This window comes from Ochrobactrum sp. XJ1, from assembly GCF_024701725.1.
GTDB classification, from domain to species: Bacteria; Pseudomonadota; Alphaproteobacteria; order Rhizobiales; family Rhizobiaceae; genus Brucella; species Brucella anthropi.
The window spans coordinates 558,306-576,964 of the sequence record NZ_VDGD01000001.1; the positions used below are offsets into that span (position 1 = coordinate 558,306).

Consider the following 18,659-nt stretch of genomic DNA (forward strand, 5'->3'; position numbering starts at 1 on the left):
CGGAAGAGACGGCTTTTTATCTCAATCATCTTGTCGATGACGACCGAAAACGAATTACTTGATCTTCGTTTCCTTGAACTCGACGTGCTTGCGCGCAATCGGGTCGTACTTGGTCTTTGTCATCTTTTCCGTCATCGTGCGGCTGTTCTTCTTCGTTACGTAGAAGAAGCCGGTGTCAGCGGTCGACAAAAGCTTGATCTTGATCGTCGTAGCCTTGGCCATATCGAATTACCTGCTCTGTATCTTTGCCGGAGCATGATCTTGCCGAAAATCGGTTCCCAATTCTCGGGATCATGCTCAATGGATGGAAACCTCCAGCGATTCCGGTAATCTCATCCGGCAGCGGAAATTTGGCGCGACACTACGTATTGGCGGCGAAAAGTCAAGCCCGCTTCTTCCTCAAAAGCAGCCTTCCTGCTGCAAAGAGTGCATATGCGGCAAAAAACACACCGAGAGTCATGGGGAATCCTTTTGGTCCCAGCATGTCCATACCGACACCAACGGCTTGCGGTCCTGCAAGCATGCCGATGGCATAACAGAACACGAAAGCGGCATTGGCGGATGCCAGCTCACGTCCCGTCAGCTCGGAGCCGAGATGCGCGAGGCCGATCGTATAGAGGCCAGCCACTACACCGCCCCATAGGAACAGAATGGCTGCCATGAGATACCAGTGCTGCATGAGATAGGGCAGGGCGATCATACCGATCAGGCCCGTCGTGGCGCAGAAGAGCAGAAGTTTGCGGCGATCCGAAATGCGATCGCTGACAAGGCCTAATGGAATCTGCATCAACACATTGCCGAGGCCGATCATCGTAAGCAGAAGTGCTGCGTCTGCTTCCGGATAACCGATACGCGCTCCGAAGACTGGAAAGAGGGCAAAGCCGCCGGTTTCCACAGCACCAAAAACAAAGACAGCCATAGTTGCAGTCGGAACGGCAAAGATGAAGGGCAGGAACGGGACGTGTTCGCCTTCTTCGAAGTCGGGACTGTCGCGCCATGCGAACGCAACCGGTATGAGGGCGATCAGAATGATGACGAAGCCGACATAGAAAGGCAGTCCGCCCGTGCTCCCGATTTTCGAGAACAACCACGGTCCGAGTGCAAAGCCCAGCGAAAGTGATGTCGAATAGATTCCAAGCACGAGCCCGCGCTTCTCAGGTGGTGCGGAGGCATTGATCCAGTACTCGGACAAAACGAAAAGTACGGTCAGCGCGAAATGCAGGACGATGCGCAGCGCAAACCACGCCCAGAGCGGTTGAAAGAAGTGGAAGCCGAGAAAGGCTCCGCTTCCGATGATGAGCATAAGGAAAATCGCCTTGACCACACCCAGTCGTGCGGCGATGGGGGCGGCAAGGGGAGCCGCAACGATGGATGCCAGTCCTGCCACGGCAGTGTTAGCGCCTATCAGACTGGCGGAATGACCGCGGCTTTCCAGAAGAACGCTCAACAGCGGAATGCCCAGCCCAATTGCTGCACCAACTGCACTGATCGTGGCAATGGCTGCTGCAAGCGAACGCCAGTGCATCTGGCCCTCTGCCGGCCCGCCGCCAGGTTCTTGCGGGACAAGATCGGCGGGTTGGATTTCTTTATTCATCGGGTTCAGATCACTTCGCGAATGAAGCGGCCATGCCGCTTCCAATATTGTACCACCGGCAAGGTGGCTGGCAGTTCAAATTCGGTATCCGTTAGAAGCACGCGCGCTTCTTTCAAGATCGCCTGAGTAATATGAGCGACGTCGAGTGAATCGATTTGATCAATGGAAACCCAATCGAGGTCTTCCAGTTCGCCACTGGGAACGAGTGGCTGCTGATCGAGTTTCGATATATGATCGCGAAATGCGATAAAAAAACGGGTGTCGAAACGGCGAACATAGTCCGGGGGCGTTACCGCACGAGCAAAATAACGCAGGCTGTTCAAAGCCGGCATCATGCCTTTATTGAGGAAGGCCGACCAGTCGCGATGTGTGGGCAAAGCAACCGGTGCTGAGGTCGCTTGCCCGATGCGAAGGCCAGTCTCTTCAAAGGTTTCGCGAATGGCACATAGGCCGAGTGCACGGGCGCGGCGCAGCGATGCACGAGCCCCCATGCCTGCGAGCAGCTTGGCAACATCATTACTATTCAGTTCAGCCGCGGCAGCGATAGCGCCGTCTACAGGATCGGCACGACCACCCGGAAAAACAAACTTTCCGGGCATAAAGGCGAGGCTGGCGTGGCGTCTGCCCATGAGAATTCGCGGCTTGCTGCCCGACCGGTCGACAAGCAAAAGGGATGCGGCGTCACGCGGTCGCAAAGCTTTCACGGCTTTAGTCGAAGTGGATGGGGGCTGAACCATGGCAGTCATGGTGACTTTCAGGTCACGTCGCCATATTCACCTTCGCCCTTACCTCCGAAACCATGCATGTAGAGCGCCCATTGCAGGCCGATAGTCGCGCCCTTCATAGGTTGAAGCAGCAGCAGCGACATGATCACAGTCAACGGTCCCCAGATCGCCATATGAGCCCAGAGTGGCAGATTGGTGGTTGCTTCCACACCCATGAAAGCGCCTACAACCACGTGTCCCACGATCAGAATGGTGAGGTATGCAGGAAGGTCGTCGGCACGTTGTTCCGTGTAGTCTTCGCCACACACGGAACACTGCGCCACTGGCTTCACAAACGACCGGAAAAGCTTTCCTTCACCACAATGCGGGCAACGTCCGCGAAAGCCGCGCCACATAGCTTCACCCAAAGGGCGTTTCGGGTGAGCGGCCTTGGGGCTTTCGCCACCGAAAACCTGAACATTTTGCGCGGAATTGGCCTCTAGCGTGCTCATCAGCGACCTCTTCTCTTCTGACGCGGAATACCCGCGGGTTTACCCCTTCGCCCACGCATCGTCCGGCTTGCCTTATGATGCGAGCGGGTCGCCATCGGCAGGGGATGCGGTTCCGAAACCATCTCAAAGCGAAGCGCGCCCGCAACGGGGAGCGCCTCTACAAGCCGAACCGTCACTGTATCACCAAGCCGGAAGCCTTTACCGCTCCGTTCACCGGCAATCGCATGGTTCGCTTCGTCATATAAATAGTATTCATGACCTAAAGTTGAAATGGGTACCAGCCCATCCGCGCCATATGTCGCAAGGTTCACGAAAAGGCCTGCCCGTGTGACGCCCGTAACGCGCCCTTCATATTCGTCGCCGAGATGTGCGGCGAGAAAATGCGCGATGAGGCGGTCTACTGTTTCACGCTCGGCCAGCATGGCGCGACGCTCGGTCGAGGAAATCAGTGCGGAGATTTCTTCGAGCTGTGTTTCTTCTTCTGTCGTTAGTCCGTCACTTCCCAGTTTCAGGGCTTTGATCAAAGCGCGGTGAACGATGAGGTCGGCATAGCGGCGGATCGGCGAGGTGAAATGCGCATAACGGCGCAGATGCAGGCCGAAATGCCCGATATTATCGGGGTTATATTCCGCTTGGCTTTGCGTGCGCAGCACGACCTGATTGACCAGTTCTTGATGATCCGAGCCTTCAACGGCCTCAAGAATCCGGTTGAACTGTGCTGGCTGCAGCTCCGCGCCCTTGGCAAGACTCAGATCAAGCGTACGTAGGAATTCACGCAGGGTTTCCTGTTTGGCAAGAGCCGGAGCATCGTGAATGCGGAAAATCAACGGCTGGCGGTGCGCTTCCAATGTTTCTGCGGCAGCGACGTTCGCCTGAATCATGAACTCTTCGATGAGCTTGTGTGCATCGAGCCGTTCAGGAACGATAACCTTGTCTACCTTTCCATCGGGCGTGAGCAGAATTTTCTTTTCTGGCAGGTCAAGTTCCAGCGGCTCGCGGGCATCGCGCCCACGCTTCAGCACAGCATAGGCGTCCCACAGCGGTTTTAGTATGCCGTCGAGAATGGGCGTGGTCTTGTCATCCGGCGCGCCGTCAATGGCAGCCTGGGCTTGCGAGTAGGCAAGCTTAGCTGCCGATTTCATCATGATGCGATGGAATTTGTGTGACTTCTTGCGCCCGTCAGAAGCAAAAATCATACGGACGGCAAGAGCGGGGCGATCTTCAAGCTCACGAAGCGAACAAAGGTTGTTTGAAATCCGTTCGGGAAGCATCGGCACGACCCTGTCCGGGAAATAGACCGAGTTACCGCGCTTCTGTGCTTCACGATCAAGCGCGGAATCTGGACGGACATAGGCGGCGACGTCAGCAATCGCTACGATAACAATCTGGCCACCCGGATTTTCAGGGTCTTTATCCGGCTCGGCGTAAACGGCGTCGTCATGATCTTTGGCGTCAGCCGGATCAATGGTGAGAAGCGGAATGTCACGCCAGTCTTCCCGGCCGTCCATCGTCGCAGGCTGGGCGGCTTCTGCTTCGCTCAGCGCTTCAGCCGGGAAAACATGCGGAATTTCATGCTCATGGATGGCAATCATCGACAGGGCTTTTTCGCTGTCGATAGACCCAACCACCTGTCGAACTTTGCCGCGCGGCAATCCCTGACGACGCGAGGAAATCAGGTCCACTTCAACAAGATCGCCAGCTTCAGCGTTTTCCAGCTGTGCCGGATCGAGCTGCACCTCAGGCTGTTTTCGGTTTACAGGGTCCAGCCGCCATTCACCGTTGCCGAGCTTGCGAACAATACCCAGCACCGCGTTCGTGCGGTGCTCGAGACGCTTCATGACGCGGGCGGTATAATCTGGTCCGTCGCGATCTTCACTGCGGAATATTTTCGCCAGAACGCGGTCGCCGACGCCGACTGCCGGGCCGCCTTCTGAGGCTTTGTTGAGCCGGGTGCGGCGGATCAGGACAATAGGTGGTTTGCCGTAACCGGCCTCGTCCCATTCCGACGGACGTGCGAGCAAACCGCCATCTTCGTCGCGCCCGGTAATATCCAGCACGGTGACAGCAGGCAGTGCGCCGGGGCGAGACAGTTTGCGGGCGCGTTTTTCAACCAGACCCTCATCAGAAAGTTCGCGTAGAAGATCTTTCAGATAAACCCGCGCATCGCCCTTGATGTTGAATGCTTTTGCCAGTTCGCGCTTGCCTGCCCGGTCAGGATTCTCTTCAATATATTTGAGAACCTCTTCGCGGGTTGGCAGAAACGCATTGGGATCGCTCTTCCCATCGGCAGATTTTGCTTTGGCTGCACGCCGTTCGGTCCGTGCGGATCGACCGGTATCGGATTTGGAAAAACGGCGTGCCAATTGCTACTCCTCTACCGTCTCGGCCTTGGATTTGGCTTTCGGCTTGGCTGTCGACTTGGCTTTTGCTGATGCCTTCTTGGCCGCGGGCTTTTTTGCAGCAGCTTTCTTTTCAGTGCTGGCTGAAGCCTTGCGAGCAGGGGCTTTTTTACTCTTGGACGACCCGGCCTTTTCCGTAATCAGAGCCAATGCTTCTTCCAGCGTGACACTTGCCGGGTCCTTGCCCTTCGGCAAAGTGGCATTGACCTTGCCCCAGTTGACATAAGGCCCATAGCGACCGTCGCGAACTGTAATCGAGCCACCGTCTGGATGGTCGCCAAGTGTCGCCAATGCAGCCGGCGTGGAGCGGCCACGACCGCCCCCCTTCGACTGTTTGTCGGCCAGAACCGATACGGCGCGATTGAGGCCGACGGAGAAGACCTCTTCGGCATTCTCCAGATTGGCGAACGTGCCGTCATGGCTAACATAAGGCCCGTAGCGACCGATGCCAGCGGAGATCATCTTGCCGGTTTCTGGATGCTGCCCGATGTCGCGCGGCAGGGACAGAAGCGCAACGGCTTTCTCATGGTCGAGCGTATCTACGGTCCAGCCTTTCGGAAGGCTGGCGCGCTTTGCTTCCTTGCCCTCGCCACGTTGGACATAGGGGCCGAAACGACCGGTCCGTGCGGTGATTTCCTCACCGGTGAAGGGGTCCTTGCCGAGCGATTTCGGTTCGTCCGCAGCAGCAGATTCGCCGTTGGCGTCGCCGCCGAGCTGGCGAGTATACTTGCATTCCGGATAGTTGGAACAGCCGACGAATGCACCGTATTTTCCAAGCTTCAACGACAGCATTCCTGTGCCGCAGGTCGGGCACGAACGTGGATCGCTACCGTCTTCTCGTGCCGGGAACACCAGTGGTGCCAGTTCTTCGTTCAGTGCGTCGAGAACATTGGTGACGCGCAATTCCTTGATGTCATCGACATTACCCGAGAAGTCGCGCCAAAAATCGCGCAAAACGTCTTTCCAGGAAAGCTTGCCGTCCGAAATAAGATCGAGCTTTTCCTCAAGGTCTGCCGTGAAATCATATTCCACATAGCGCTCGAAGAAACTCTCAAGGAAGGCGGTGACCAGACGACCCTTGGGTTCCGGAATGAGCTTGCGCTTGTCGATGGTGATGTATTCGCGATCGCGCAGCGTGGCCAGAGTCGCGGCATAGGTCGAAGGACGACCGATACCGAGTTCTTCCATCTTCTTGATGAGCGAAGCTTCCGAATAGCGCGGCGGCGGTTCGGTCGAATGCTGGGTCGCATCGATCTTCGCGCGCGCCAGAGCTTCACCGGAACGAATTTCCGGCAGCTTTGCGCTATCCTCGTCGTCGTCCTCTTCTTCGCGATGATCCATATAGGCTGCGAGGAAGCCATCGAACTTAGTGACAGACCCATTGGCGCGCAGCATGGCCGAACGCGAGCTGTTGACCGCCTCAATGTCGACGGTTGTACGCTCAATGTCGGCAGCCTGCATCTGGCTGGCGATGGCGCGCTTCCAGATGAGCTCATAGAGCCGCGCCTGATCGTCATCGAGATAGCGACGCACATCCTTCGGGTGACGCGAGAAATCCGTTGGCCGGATGGCTTCGTGCGCTTCCTGTGCGTTCTTTGCCTTGCTGGAATAATAGCGCGGCTTTTCCGGCACATATTTTGCGCCGAAGCTTTTGCCGATGGCGTCGCGGGCCGCATTGATGGCTTCCGGAGCTATCTGCACGCCATCGGTACGCATATAGGTGATCAGGCCGGCAGTCTCGCCGCCAATATCGACACCTTCGTAAAGTCGCTGCGCCACTTGCATGGTGCGCGAGGCAGAAAATCCGAGCTGGCCGGATGCGGCCTGCTGCAAGGTTGACGTGGTGAATGGCGGTCCCGGATTGCGCTTGGTTGGCTTTGCCTCGACAGAAAGAGCCTTGAAGCTTGCGCCTTCCAGCATGGTGCGAATGGCCGTTGCCTGTTCACCATTCTTGATGTCGAGTTTGCCGAGCTTCTTGCCGTCAACGGCAGTGAGACGGGCGGTGAAACTGTCATTGCGCGGCGTTTTCAACAACGCCGCGATATTCCAGTATTCCTCACGGATGAAGCGTTCGATCTCGGATTCACGATCTGCAACGAGACGCAGCGCAACAGACTGAACGCGGCCAGCCGAGCGCGCGCCCGGCAGTTTGCGCCACAGAACGGGCGAAAGCGTGAAGCCGACAAGATAATCCAGTGCACGGCGTGCAAGATATGCATCGACCAGAGGTTCATCGATGTCGCGCGGATTGGCGATGGCATCCAGAACAGCCTTCTTGGTGATGGCATTGAAAGCCACACGTTTGACTGTCTTGCCCTTGAGCGCCTTTTTCTGGTTGAGCACTTCAAGCACATGCCAGGAAATGGCTTCACCTTCGCGATCCGGATCGGTTGCGAGAATGATGCCATCGCTGTCTTTCAGCGCTTTGACAATATCGGCAAGGCGTTTGGAGGAATTGCTATCCACCTCCCACGACATTGCAAAGTCTTCGTCGGGACGAACCGAGCCATCCTTGGCTGGCAAGTCCCGCACATGACCGAACGAGGCCAGAACCTTATAGTTCGAGCCCAGATATTTATTGATGGTTTTAGCCTTGGCAGGCGATTCGACAACGACGACGTTCATTTAAAGCAGCCCAGATTCGCGCCCCATGGAGATAAAATACCTCCTCTCCGCGTGAAATTCGTTGCCTTCACATGAACAGCGGGCAGCGTTTGGTCAAGAGCAGGACAACAAAAATCACGAAATACAACTTAAGATTGCTGTTAAGTTGAATGAAACCAATAGTAGCATAGGGTATGAAGAAATCGAGTTTATCTCTCGAGGAGATAGGTATGGATGATACGGCGAGTTTTCCAGAGATGGAAGACGGTGAGGATATGGAAACCGCGACTCGCTCCGAGACGGTAGCATATATAGAGCAGATGCTTGAACAGCTCAGTTTGATGGCGAAAAGTACGAATTATGTGTTGCTGGCCTATATGATCGAAATAGCTCTCATTGAGGCTCGGGAAGCGCTTCACAATGAGGCCGAGTCGTAACAGTCGTCACTCCATCGGAACCAATGCCACCTGATTGCCGGCATATCGATGGAGCCGCCCTGCCAAGTCCAGTTCCAGCAGAATGAGCTGAACAGCTCCAGTATCCATACCCGTGTGACGAACGAGGGTGTCAATGTCGGTCGGTACAGGACCGAGCGCATCGATAACGATGTCTCTTTGCTCTTCCGTTGCGAACGGTTGGAGCGATTCCGGTTCTTCCAGCGCTGGGGATAAAAGATCTGGCTGTGCTGGTATATTCGCCTGATAGGCGTTTGGACCGGCCAGCGGCCGGAGTGCTTCAATGACATCGTTTGCTTCGGTAACCAGTGTCGCACCTTGTTTCAGAAGCAGGTTTGTGCCGCGCGCACGAGGATCAAGCGGAGAGCCAGGAACAGCGAACACGGTGCGTCCCATGTCCCCAGCCATACGCGCGCTGATAAGCGAGCCGGAACGCTCTGCTGCTTCGACGACGATCAAACCCAGCGACAAGCCTGCAATAATCCGATTGCGGCGTGGAAAATCACGCGAGCGTGGCTCTGCGCCCATTGGCATTTCGCTTATGAGCGCGCCACCTTGTTCTGGTATGGCGTGATAGAGTGGAAGGTTTTCCGGCGGATAGGGGCGGTCAAGTCCACCTGCAAGTACTGCTACGGTACCGGTTTTCATGCTTGCGCGGTGCGCAGCGGCATCAATGCCGCGGGCAAGTCCGGAAATCACAGCAAATCCTGCCTCGCCAAGATCATGTGCCAGACGCTCGGTAAAACGTGCGCCAATCACCGAAGCATTACGTGAACCGACAATAGCGATGGGTGGCTTGCTGAAAATGGCTGCATTCCCCTTGATCGTAACCAAAGGGGGCGGAGCCTCACAATTCTTGAGTTGCTGTGGATAATCCGGTTCGCCCATGCCGACAAGACGGGCACCGGCGCGTTCAATAGCTTCAAGCTCGCGCTCAGCGTCGTCCATGGACGCAACGCGGATCGGACGGGCACTGCCGCCTCTGATATTGAGATCAGGTAGCATTTCTATCGCGCTTGATGCTGAGCCACAAAACAGAATCAGATCGCGAAAGGTGACAGGGCCGATATTGTCGGTTCGGATGAGGCGTAGCCAGTTAAGCCGCTGGCGATCAGAGAGGCGAATTCCAGTTTTCGAATTCGCGCTTTCCTTCATCCCTTGGCTCCGATCTTGCTCTCGGTGCCGTTTAAGAGGCGCGTAATGTTGGCCTTATGTTTGAAGATAACGATGACCGTCATGATCGCAAAGAGCACTGCGATTGCTGGATACCCCCGCGAATAGAGCGCAATGGGAACAACGATGCTGGCGATAAGTGCCGCAAGGGAGGAATAGCGCGTCAAAAGTGCCGTCACGATCCAGACGGCAGCGAAGACCAATGCTCCGGGCCATGCAAGCCCGATGAGGACGCCCAGATAGGTGGCGACGCCTTTGCCACCCTTGAAGCCGATCCATACTGGAAAGAGATGCCCGATAAAGGCACCGAAGCCTGCACCAATAGCGGCGTCCGGGCCGTAGCGTGAAGCGACGAGAACGGCGACCGTACCTTTCAGCATGTCAAAAATCAGCGTCGCAGCGGCAAGCTTCTTGTTACCGGTGCGCAGCACGTTCGTCGCGCCGATATTGCCCGAGCCGATGGACCGGACGTCGCCCAATCCTGCAAGCCGGGTCAGGATCAAACCAAATGGAATGGAGCCAAGAAAATAGCCGAAGACGAGCGCCCCTATGAGCGTCAAGCTAAGGAATCCCGGTTCGGCCATGAATGTCCCCTTGTTTCTTGATTCCGCCTACCCGGAATTTTCGAATGATTGTTCCGGGTTATGCGGCGTTTTTCAAGCCGAGTAAACGGTCTTGCCAGCCACTAAGGTGTGGACGACGCGACCTTGAAAGCGAGCACTTTCAAAGCAACTGTTCTTGGATAGCGAGTGCAGATCTTCTTCACGTACGATCCAAGGCTCATCCAGATCGACAATGGCGAGATCTGCCTTGGCGCCTGGCTTTAGCGTACCAGCATCAAGGCCGAAAATACGCGCTGGAGCTGTTGATAGCACTTCAACCAGCCGCGGCAGCGGAATGCTGTCATTGTGATAGAGACGAAGTGCGGCCCCCAGCAATGTTTCAAGGCCGATGGCACCGGCTTCGGCATCAGCAAAGGGCAGGCGTTTGGTATCGACATCTTGCGGATCATGAGCCGAAACGACAATATCGATGGTGCCGTTCTTCACGGCTTCGACCATAGCAAGGCGATCCTGTTCTCCGCGCAAAGGTGGCGAAAGTCGGAAAAACGTGCGGAATTCACCAATGTCGTTTTCATTAAGCGACAAATGGTTGATCGATACGCCTGCCGTTACCTTCGCGCCGAGATCCTTGGCGCGGCGAACAGCTTCCGCCGACATTTCGCAGGAAAGCTGTGCGGCATGATAGTTGCTGTTGGTCAGGGCTGCTAGACGGAGATCGCGTTCCAGGGGAATCACCTCCGCTTCACGCGGACTCCCGGAAAGACCGAGCCAGCTTGCAAACAGACCCTCGTTCATCACGCCATTCGCACCAAGGAACGGATCGCGTGTTTCGCAGGCAATCACGGCATTGAAATCGCGGGCGTAGGTCAGAGCGCGCCGCATGAGCTGGGTATTGGCGATCGTCTGCCTGCCTTCCGTGAAGGCGACGGCACCGGCATCGCGCAGCAGGCCGATTTCGGTCATTTCTTCGCCGCGCAGACCTTTGGTGATCGCCGCAGCCGGGTGCACATTGACGACAGCCGTGTCACGCGCCGTGCGTTTGACAAATTCCACCAGAGCTACGTCATCGATCACCGGATCGGTGTCGGGCATCATGATGATTGAGGTTACACCGCCAGCAGCTGCCGCGCGGCTTGCCGAGGCGATGGTTTCGCGATGTTCAGCGCCGGGCTCACCGACGAAGACGCGGGCATCCACGAGGCCAGGCAATACTGCCTTGCCATTCAGGTCGATGATTTCTGCGCCTTCCGGCGCGCCCTGATTGCGGGCATCCGCTCCGGCGGCAACAATCTTGCCATCGCAGATCAGAACGCTGCCGGTTTCATCGAGACCGCGCGACGGATCGATGACGCGCGCGTTTTCAAACAGGATCGCGCTCATGCTGCTTCTCCGTTGCTGGGATTACGGCGCGGATCGAGCAGGGCTTCCATCACGGCCATACGCACGGCGACACCCATTTCTACCTGTTGCTGGATCACGCTCTGCGGTCCGTCGGCAACGTCGGATGCGATCTCGACGCCGCGATTCATCGGACCGGGATGCATGACGAGCGCGTCTGGCTTGGCGACTTTGAGCTTCTCTTTATCCAGGCCGTAGAAGCGGAAATATTCGCGTACCGAAGGCACGAAGGAGCCGGCCATGCGCTCACGCTGAAGGCGCAGCATCATGACGACGTCGGCATCTTTCAAGCCTTCTTCCATCGAATTGAAGACTTCGACGCTCATATCGGCCATGCCGGAAGGCAGAAGGGTGGATGGCGCGACGACACGCACCCTTGCGCCAAGCGCGTTGAGAAGGAGAATGTTGGAGCGTGCGACGCGGGAATGCAGCACATCGCCGCAAATGGCGACGATCAGGTTTTCGATTCCGCCCTTGGCGCGACGAATGGTCAGCGCATCGAGAAGTGCCTGGGTGGGGTGTTCGTGCGCGCCGTCACCGGCGTTGACCACCGAACAGCCGACTTTCTGCGCGAGCAGGGCAGCCGCGCCCGCCGAAGCGTGACGGATAACCAATATATCCGGCTGCATGGCGTTCAGCGTCATCGCTGTATCGATGAGCGTTTCGCCTTTCTTGACCGACGAGTTGCCGACAGACATATTCATGACGTCGGCACCGAGCCGTTTTCCGGCCAGCTCGAACGACGATTGCGTTCGTGTCGATGCTTCGAAGAAGAGATTGATTTGCGTGCGACCGCGAAGCACGGACTTTTTCTTCTCTGGCTGTCTGGAGACAGCGATTTCCTGATCGGCGAGATCAAGAAGGCAGAGAATGTCCAGGGGCGAAAGCCCCTTGATGCCCAGCAGGTGGCGGTGAGGGAAAAGCGGAGGGACCGTTTGATTTATCATGGCAAGTCACCCGTATAGGACCATGAGGCAGGTCCCGCAACCGTCCTTATAATGGCTTCAGGCGATTCACCAAGAAAAACCTGTGCTGTTCTGACGACAAATTGTGTTCGGGATGGCAAAATTTTAGCAAATGCAATGCAAGAAACCTAAATTAAATTGAATCGCACAATACGGAACGAGCTTTTGAAAACGCACGACGTTACCAACCAGACGCCACCCATGACGGGTAACAATGCCTATCTGGGCGATCCGCTCTTGATGCAGATTGCGGCAGGATTCCCGAAGGAACTGCATGCCGATCTGGAACAGACGGGACGTTTTGTGTCGTCGGCTGAAGCGCAGGACCTTGCGCGTCTCGCCAATACCGAACTGCCAAAATTGAGCACGCATGACAGGCAGGGCAACCGTATCGACCTTGTCGAATATCATCCTGCGTATCATGCGCTGATGCGCCGTTCCATCGCGTCAGGACTGCATTGCTCGATCTGGGAAGGCAATCCGCTCGAAAGCGGCCGCCGTCATCAGGCGCGTGCATCGCGCTTTTTCCTGACCGCACAGCTCGAGGCGGGACACCTCTGCCCGCTTACCATGACCAGCGCATCGCTCGCAGCACTTATGGCATCGCCGGAAATCTATAAGGAATGGTCGCCGGTCATCCTGTCGCGCAAATACGATTTTTCGCAGAAACCCGCTTTTGCCAAGCAGGGCATTACGCTTGGCATGGGCATGACTGAAAAGCAGGGCGGAACCGATGTGCGCGCCAATACGACCCGCGCGACACACAATGACGATGGCACCTATGCCATAACCGGTCACAAGTGGTTCATGTCCGCACCAATGTCGGATGCTTTTCTGACGCTCGCGCAGGCGGAAGAAGGCCTTTCCTGTTTTCTGCTCCCGCGCCTCACTTCAGAGGGAAGCGGGAACGGGTTCTTTTTCCAGCGCCTGAAAGACAAGCTTGGCAACAAGTCCAACGCTTCGTCGGAGGTTGAATTCGATGGTGCCATCGGTCATCTGATCGGTAATCCCGGTGAAGGCGTCAAAACGATCATGGATATGGTCACGCTGACACGGCTCGATTGCGCTGTCGCGTCGGCCGGACTGATGCGTTCAGGCCTCGCCGAAGCCGTGCACCATAGCCGTTATCGTCAGGTATTCGGCAAGGCTCTTGTCGAGCAGCCATTGATGCAGCGCGTTCTTGCCGACATGGCGCTCGATGTTGCCGGTGCGACTGCACTTTCCATGCGGCTGGCACGCGCTTTCGATATGGCTGCCAGTGATCGTGCCGAGGCGGCTTTTGCCCGTTGCATGACGCCGGTGGTGAAATACTGGGTTTGCAAGATCGCACCTGCATTACTCTATGAAGCAATGGAGTGCCTCGGCGGCAACGGTTACATCGAAGAAGGCAATCTCGCACGCGCCTATCGCGAAGCGCCGGTCAATGCGATCTGGGAGGGTTCCGGCAATGTCATGGCACTGGACGTGGCACGTGTACTGTCGCGCGCACCGGGGCTTTTCGATGAAGTGCTGGAGTGGATCGGCGGGCAGCTTGGTCCGCGTGGGCAAGGGACACTTGATGTGCTGCGTGCTGCATTGCAGCTGACCGAAACCGATCCGGGTGTCGCACGCCTTCTAACCGAGCAACTGGCCTATGCTGCTGCAGCAGCAGAATTGCGTCAGATTGGGGCCGACGATGTGGCTGATGCGTTCATCGAGACCCGTCTTGGCGGCCAGTGGCGTTCGACCTATGGCATGCTGGATGCGCGCCACAATGCGGAACGGATTCTGGATCAGCTTTATCCGGCGTCGTAATCGTCGGATGCCGACCGCCTGATACTGTGCAGGCGGTCGAGTGCGCCTTGAAGAATGAAGGATGCCGCAGCCGAATCGATCCGTTCGGCCCGCTTGCCGCGTGAGACGTCCATACCGATCAGTGCCCGTTCGGCAGCGACGGTCGATAGGCGTTCATCCCAGAAAACGAAGGGCAGGTCGGTCAACGGCTGCATGGTGCGCACAAATGCCCGTGTGGCCTGAACGCGGGGACCGGATGTTCCGTCCATATTCATAGGCAAACCGATGACGATAACGCCGACCTTGTCGGCGTCGAGTGCCTTCAAAAGCACCTGTGCGTCGATGGAAAACTTCACCCGTTTGATAACGGGGCGCGGATGCGCGAAGGAAAGACCGAGATCAGACACCGCAAGGCCGATGGTCTTGGTTCCCAGATCCAGTCCGGCAATGGTCTGCCCGGACTGAAGCAGCGCCGGAATTTCCTCGATTTCAACGACAGCCATTGGTCCTCATCGGATTTTGAAGTGGTTTCATATTGCCTTCAACTTTATCGGCGTCATATCTGTTCGCAAACCGGAAATCGAGCCGGAAACAGAGATTGAGGAGAGACTTTATGAAACTAACATGGCTTGGCCACGCCGCTTTCCGCATTGAAACGGCAAAGGCTGTTATTCTCATCGATCCGTTTCTGAACGGAAATCCCGGTGCAAAGGGCATCGACTTCAAGGAGGCGACCAAGGGCGTAACCCATATAGCGCTGACCCATGGTCATGGCGACCATGTGGGCGATACGGTTGCCATCGCCAGGGAGCATGGCGCGATTGTGATTGCCAATGCCGATCTTGCAACCTGGCTTGGCAGCCAGGGCGTGGAAAAGCTCGATCCTGGCAATACGGGTGGCACGGTGGCGCATGACGGGTTTACCGTTACTTTCGTCAATGCACTCCACTCTTCGGCAATGCTGACGCAAAACGGTGTCTCGCAGGCGCTGGGGAATCCTAATGGTCTGGTATTCCATTTCGAAGATGCACCGACGCTCTATCATATGGGCGACACGGACATCTTCTCGGATATGGGGCTTATCAACGAGCTCCATCAGCCAGAAATCGGCATCGTTCCCATTGGCGACCGCTTCACGATGGGTGGCGCGGTCGCGGCTCTCGCCTGCCAGCGCTATTTCAACTTCAAAACCGTGCTGCCATGCCATTACGCCTCATTTCCGATCATCGACCAGACGGCGGATAAGTTCTTGGCCGGAATGGCAGATCATCGGGAAACGAAGGTTATTGCCGATCCAGCTGGCACCGTTCATTCGTTCTGACTTTGGATTTGAAGCGCAAGAAATGTTGCGCTTCAACAATCGCGCCGTTATAGCCGGTAGGAAAACTTTTCAGGGTGGCGGTTCGCCGCCCAATCTAGCATTTGCGGAGAACAGGATGTCCGTCGATATTTCTACCGTCAAGCGCGTCGCGCATCTGGCGCGCATTGCCGTCAATGACGACGATGCCGAACGCATGACTGGCGAACTCAATGCTATTCTGGGCTTTGTCGAGCAACTGAACGAAGTCAATGTCGATGGTATCGAGCCTATGACTTCTGTTACGCCGATGGACATGCGCATGCGCCAGGACAAGGTAACGGATGGCGGTATTGCTGCTGCGGTGGTGGCCAACGCACCGGTTACGGAAGACAATTTCTTCGTCGTACCAAAGGTCGTGGAGTAGGTTATGGCCATACGGGTTTCAGTCGAGACCCCCTTGCAGGATGATGTGCGCGCACTGGTCGAGGGCCTGAATGCGCATCTTCTGCCGCTGTCACCGCTGGAATTCCAGTTCAAGATGACAGTTGAGCAGATGGCGGGGCCAGATACGACGGTTTTTGTGGCGCGCGATGAAGACGGCAAGGCAGTCGGCTGCGGTGCCTTGAAGATGCACGAAGATGGCGTCGGTGAGGTGAAGCGTATGTTCACACTTCCGGAAGTGCGCGGAAAGCGCGTTGGTTCGGTTCTGGTGGATGCGATTGTCGATCAGGCGAGGGCCAAGGGCATTTCCCGCCTTGTACTCGAAACGGGCACGGGCCCCGGTTTTGCAGGTGCATGGCGGCTTTATGAGAATTCAGGTTTTACGCGCTGCGGTGTGGTTCTGGACTATCCGGATTCCGAATACAGCGCCTTTTTTGAAAAGCGTCTCGTTGAGGCGCACTGACAGGATTTGACGATGAGCGAACTGACCGCACTGACCATTGCCGAGGCGCGCGACAAGCTGAAGGCCAAAGCCATCACCGCGACCGAACTCACCGACGCCTATCTTTCCGCTATCGATTCCGCGAATGAAACCATCAACGCCTATGTGAAAGTAACTCACGATCAGGCGCGTTCGATGGCCAAAGCTTCGGATGAGCGTATTGCCAAGGGTGAAGCGGGCGCACTGGAAGGCATTCCGCTCGGCGTGAAGGACCTGTTTGCCACCAAGGGCGTGCATACGCAGGCCTGCTCTCACATTCTCGACGGTTTCAAGCCGGAATATGAGTCAACCGTAACAGCCAATCTGTGGGCTGATGGTGCGGTTATGCTCGGCAAGCTCAACATGGATGAGTTTGCAATGGGTTCGTCCAACGAAACCTCCTATTACGGTTCGGTCAAAAATCCATGGCGCGCCAACGGCTCCAACGCCGATCTGGTGCCGGGCGGTTCGTCGGGCGGTTCGGCTGCCGCTGTCGCCGCACAGCTTTGCGCTGGCGCTACCGCAACCGATACAGGCGGCTCGATCCGCCAGCCCGCAGCCTTCACCGGCACAGTTGGCATCAAGCCGACCTATGGCCGCGTTTCACGCTGGGGCACGGTTGCCTTCGCTTCGTCGCTCGATCAGGCTGGTCCGATCGCTCGCGACGTGCGTGACGCCGCTATTCTGTTGAAATCCATGGCTTCGCTTGATCTCAAGGATACGACATCGGTCGATCTGCCTATTCCGGATTATGAGGCTGCTATCGGCAAGTCACTCAAGGGCATGAAGATTGGTATTCCGAAGGAATATCGCGTTGACGGCATGCCGGACGAGATTGAGGAACTTTGGCAGAAGGGTATCCAGTATCTGAAGGATGCCGGTGCTGAGATCATCGATATTTCGCTGCCACACACGAAATATGCGCTGCCCGCTTATTACATCGTGGCACCGGCGGAAGCCTCTTCGAACCTCGCCCGTTATGACGGCGTGCGTTACGGTTTGCGTGTACCCGGCAAGGACATTGCCGATATGTACGAACAGACCCGCGCGGCTGGCTTCGGCAAGGAAGTAAAGCGCCGCATCATGATCGGCACCTATGTTCTGTCGGCTGGCTATTACGACGCCTATTATCTGCGTGCGCAGAAGGTGCGTACGTTGATCAAGAAGGATTTTGAAGATGTATTCGCCAAGGGCGTGCATGCGATCCTGACGCCAGCGACGCCATCGGCTGCCTTTGGTCTTGCCGATGAGGATCTCGCCAATGATCCGGTCAAGATGTATCTCAATGACATCTTCACGGTAACAGTCAACATGGCCGGTCTGCCGGGCATTGCCGTGCCGGCCGGTATCAATGACAAAGGCTTGCCGCTTGGCCTTCAGCTGATCGGACGTCCGTTCGAAGAAGAGACTTTGTTCCAGGCAGCGCATGCCATTGAGCAGGCTGCCGGACGGTTTACTCCGGCAAAGTGGTGGTAAAAACCGAACTTCTTATTCGCCGGGGTTTCCCCGGCGAATTTGTTTCTATGGCTGCATTAGCGGTCAGGGCCTGGCGGATAGCCGCGCGCGATATTGAACTGACCACTGAGCGGCAGAAACTGCTGGAAGCCAGGTTTCAACGCGATCTCCAAGAAATTGCGGACGGTGTTCTGGCTGCCGAAAAGGCAGGAATACTAGCAGGCTGGGGTGCCAGGGTGCCCCAAAGCAATTACATTTCCGATTTATGGGTCGATCCACCGCATCACGGGCAGGGGATTGGCAGACAGATTCTTGATGCCCTGATGGCGCAAATTCTGCTTGATGGTTTTGATGAAGCACTGATCGGCACCCATGCGGATAATCTTCCCGCGATCAATCTTTACAAAAAGGCTGGTTTCCGGATCGACCGGCAAGGAGATGAGTGGTCGGAAAGTTTCGAAAGAACCGTCGAGAAAGTCAGGATGCGCGCTGATCTTTGAAGGCCAGCTTACCGCAACCGTTGCCGAATGGTCTATCGCGCCTATTCTTCCTTGGAGTGGATAACATCAAGAGGAGGGCAAGCGATGTGGATCATGTTGACGGAAGTGAACGGCGAAAAGCTCGCCGTGAATTTTAATCACGTTCTCTCTTATAACGCTTATGGAACCGGCACACGTATTGTTACGCTGAGTACGGATCAGACGTTCTTCGTCAAAGAGTCGATTGAGGAGATTGAAGCCAAGCTAGGCATTGATGTGAAAGCCTGAAGCTTCTTTTTCTCAACGGCTTAAATAGTTTTATTGAAAAAGAAAATGAACGGCACCGTACTTGCGCATTGCCGT

The 18,659-nt window shown here is 56.3% G+C and carries 19 protein-coding genes; 8 read left to right on the forward strand and 11 right to left on the reverse strand.

Going from position 1 to position 18,659, the window contains the following annotated elements; translation table 11 throughout:
* Nucleotides 1-54: 54 nt before the first annotated feature.
* The 6 genes from rpmG to topA all read right to left on the reverse strand — a co-directional run bounded on the left by rpmG (nt 55) and on the right by topA (nt 7,834).
* Nucleotides 55-222 carry a 50S ribosomal protein L33 gene (gene rpmG / locus FG152_RS02680; protein ID WP_002966024.1) on the reverse strand — a complete coding sequence of 56 codons (168 nt, stop codon included), beginning with the start codon at nt 220-222 and terminating at the stop codon, nt 55-57.
* A 160-nt stretch (nt 223-382) separates the two neighbouring features.
* On the reverse strand, nt 383-1,525 hold the full coding sequence (locus FG152_RS02685) for an MFS transporter (RefSeq protein WP_010658874.1): 1,143 nt from the start codon (nt 1,523-1,525) through the stop codon (nt 383-385).
* Between the two features lie 74 nt (nt 1,526-1,599).
* Nucleotides 1,600-2,340: an NUDIX hydrolase gene (locus tag FG152_RS02690; protein WP_036563468.1), complete on the reverse strand. Its 741-nt coding sequence runs from the start codon at nt 2,338-2,340 to the stop codon at nt 1,600-1,602.
* Nucleotides 2,341-2,348: 8 nt separating this feature from the next.
* Complete coding sequence (locus FG152_RS02695) at nt 2,349-2,810, reverse strand: DUF983 domain-containing protein (RefSeq protein ID WP_010658872.1); 462 nt, start codon at nt 2,808-2,810, stop codon at nt 2,349-2,351.
* Nucleotides 2,810-5,173 carry a ribonuclease R gene (rnr, locus tag FG152_RS02700; protein ID WP_010658871.1) on the reverse strand — a complete coding sequence of 788 codons (2,364 nt, stop codon included), beginning with the start codon at nt 5,171-5,173 and terminating at the stop codon, nt 2,810-2,812. Before rnr ends, FG152_RS02695 begins: the two co-directional genes overlap by 1 nt.
* Before the next feature lie 3 nt (nt 5,174-5,176).
* Entirely contained in the window at nt 5,177-7,834 is a 2,658-nt protein-coding gene (topA, locus tag FG152_RS02705) for a type I DNA topoisomerase (protein ID WP_010658870.1), read from the reverse strand.
* Nucleotides 7,835-8,043: 209 nt separating this feature from the next.
* On the opposite strand from topA, the gene FG152_RS02710 reads away from it, so the two are divergent.
* Entirely contained in the window at nt 8,044-8,250 is a 207-nt protein-coding gene (locus FG152_RS02710) for a hypothetical protein (RefSeq protein WP_010658869.1), read from the forward strand.
* A 6-nt stretch (nt 8,251-8,256) separates the two neighbouring features.
* Here the strand turns inward: FG152_RS02710 and dprA are convergent, their stop codons facing one another.
* The 4 genes from dprA to FG152_RS02730 form a co-directional block, all read right to left on the reverse strand.
* Nucleotides 8,257-9,423, reverse strand: a complete 1,167-nt coding sequence (gene dprA, locus FG152_RS02715) for a DNA-processing protein DprA (protein WP_010658868.1) — start codon at nt 9,421-9,423, stop codon at nt 8,257-8,259.
* Entirely contained in the window at nt 9,420-10,025 is a 606-nt protein-coding gene (plsY, locus tag FG152_RS02720; RefSeq protein ID WP_010658867.1) for a glycerol-3-phosphate 1-O-acyltransferase PlsY, read from the reverse strand. Before plsY ends, dprA begins: the two co-directional genes overlap by 4 nt.
* Before the next feature lie 72 nt (nt 10,026-10,097).
* The gene (locus FG152_RS02725) at nt 10,098-11,384 is read right to left on the reverse strand and encodes a dihydroorotase (protein ID WP_010658866.1); all 1,287 of its coding nucleotides are present in this window, start codon (nt 11,382-11,384) and stop codon (nt 10,098-10,100) included.
* On the reverse strand, nt 11,381-12,349 hold the full coding sequence (locus FG152_RS02730; protein WP_010658865.1) for an aspartate carbamoyltransferase catalytic subunit: 969 nt from the start codon (nt 12,347-12,349) through the stop codon (nt 11,381-11,383). The genes FG152_RS02725 and FG152_RS02730 overlap by 4 nt, the downstream gene beginning before the upstream one ends.
* A gap of 183 nt (nt 12,350-12,532) precedes the next feature.
* Here FG152_RS02730 and FG152_RS02735 point away from each other — a divergent pair, with 183 nt between their 5' ends.
* On the forward strand, nt 12,533-14,161 hold the full coding sequence (locus tag FG152_RS02735; RefSeq protein WP_029375966.1) for an acyl-CoA dehydrogenase family protein: 1,629 nt from the start codon (nt 12,533-12,535) through the stop codon (nt 14,159-14,161).
* Here FG152_RS02735 and ruvX read toward each other — a convergent pair.
* Entirely contained in the window at nt 14,146-14,643 is a 498-nt protein-coding gene (gene ruvX / locus FG152_RS02740) for a Holliday junction resolvase RuvX (RefSeq protein ID WP_029927310.1), read from the reverse strand. The two genes, FG152_RS02735 and ruvX, sit on opposite strands and share 16 nt — an antisense overlap.
* A 110-nt stretch (nt 14,644-14,753) precedes the next feature.
* Between ruvX and FG152_RS02745 the strand changes: the two genes are divergently transcribed.
* From FG152_RS02745 to FG152_RS02770, 6 genes are all read left to right on the forward strand, one after another.
* Nucleotides 14,754-15,461 (forward strand): metal-dependent hydrolase, encoded by a 708-nt coding sequence (locus tag FG152_RS02745; RefSeq protein ID WP_010658862.1) that lies wholly within the window; start codon nt 14,754-14,756, stop codon nt 15,459-15,461.
* A 115-nt stretch (nt 15,462-15,576) separates the two neighbouring features.
* Entirely contained in the window at nt 15,577-15,864 is a 288-nt protein-coding gene (gatC, locus tag FG152_RS02750; protein WP_010658861.1) for an Asp-tRNA(Asn)/Glu-tRNA(Gln) amidotransferase subunit GatC, read from the forward strand.
* Nucleotides 15,865-15,867: 3 nt separating this feature from the next.
* Nucleotides 15,868-16,344, forward strand: coding sequence for a GNAT family N-acetyltransferase (locus FG152_RS02755; protein WP_010658860.1), 477 nt, complete (start codon nt 15,868-15,870; stop codon nt 16,342-16,344).
* A 12-nt stretch (nt 16,345-16,356) separates the two neighbouring features.
* Nucleotides 16,357-17,838, forward strand: coding sequence for an Asp-tRNA(Asn)/Glu-tRNA(Gln) amidotransferase subunit GatA (gene gatA, locus FG152_RS02760; RefSeq protein WP_010658859.1), 1,482 nt, complete (start codon nt 16,357-16,359; stop codon nt 17,836-17,838).
* Nucleotides 17,832-18,317: a GNAT family N-acetyltransferase gene (locus FG152_RS02765; RefSeq protein ID WP_010658858.1), complete on the forward strand. Its 486-nt coding sequence runs from the start codon at nt 17,832-17,834 to the stop codon at nt 18,315-18,317. The genes gatA and FG152_RS02765 overlap by 7 nt, the downstream gene beginning before the upstream one ends.
* An 84-nt stretch (nt 18,318-18,401) precedes the next feature.
* On the forward strand, nt 18,402-18,584 hold the full coding sequence (locus tag FG152_RS02770) for a flagellar FlbD family protein (protein WP_010658857.1): 183 nt from the start codon (nt 18,402-18,404) through the stop codon (nt 18,582-18,584).
* Nucleotides 18,585-18,659: the final 75 nt, after the last annotated feature.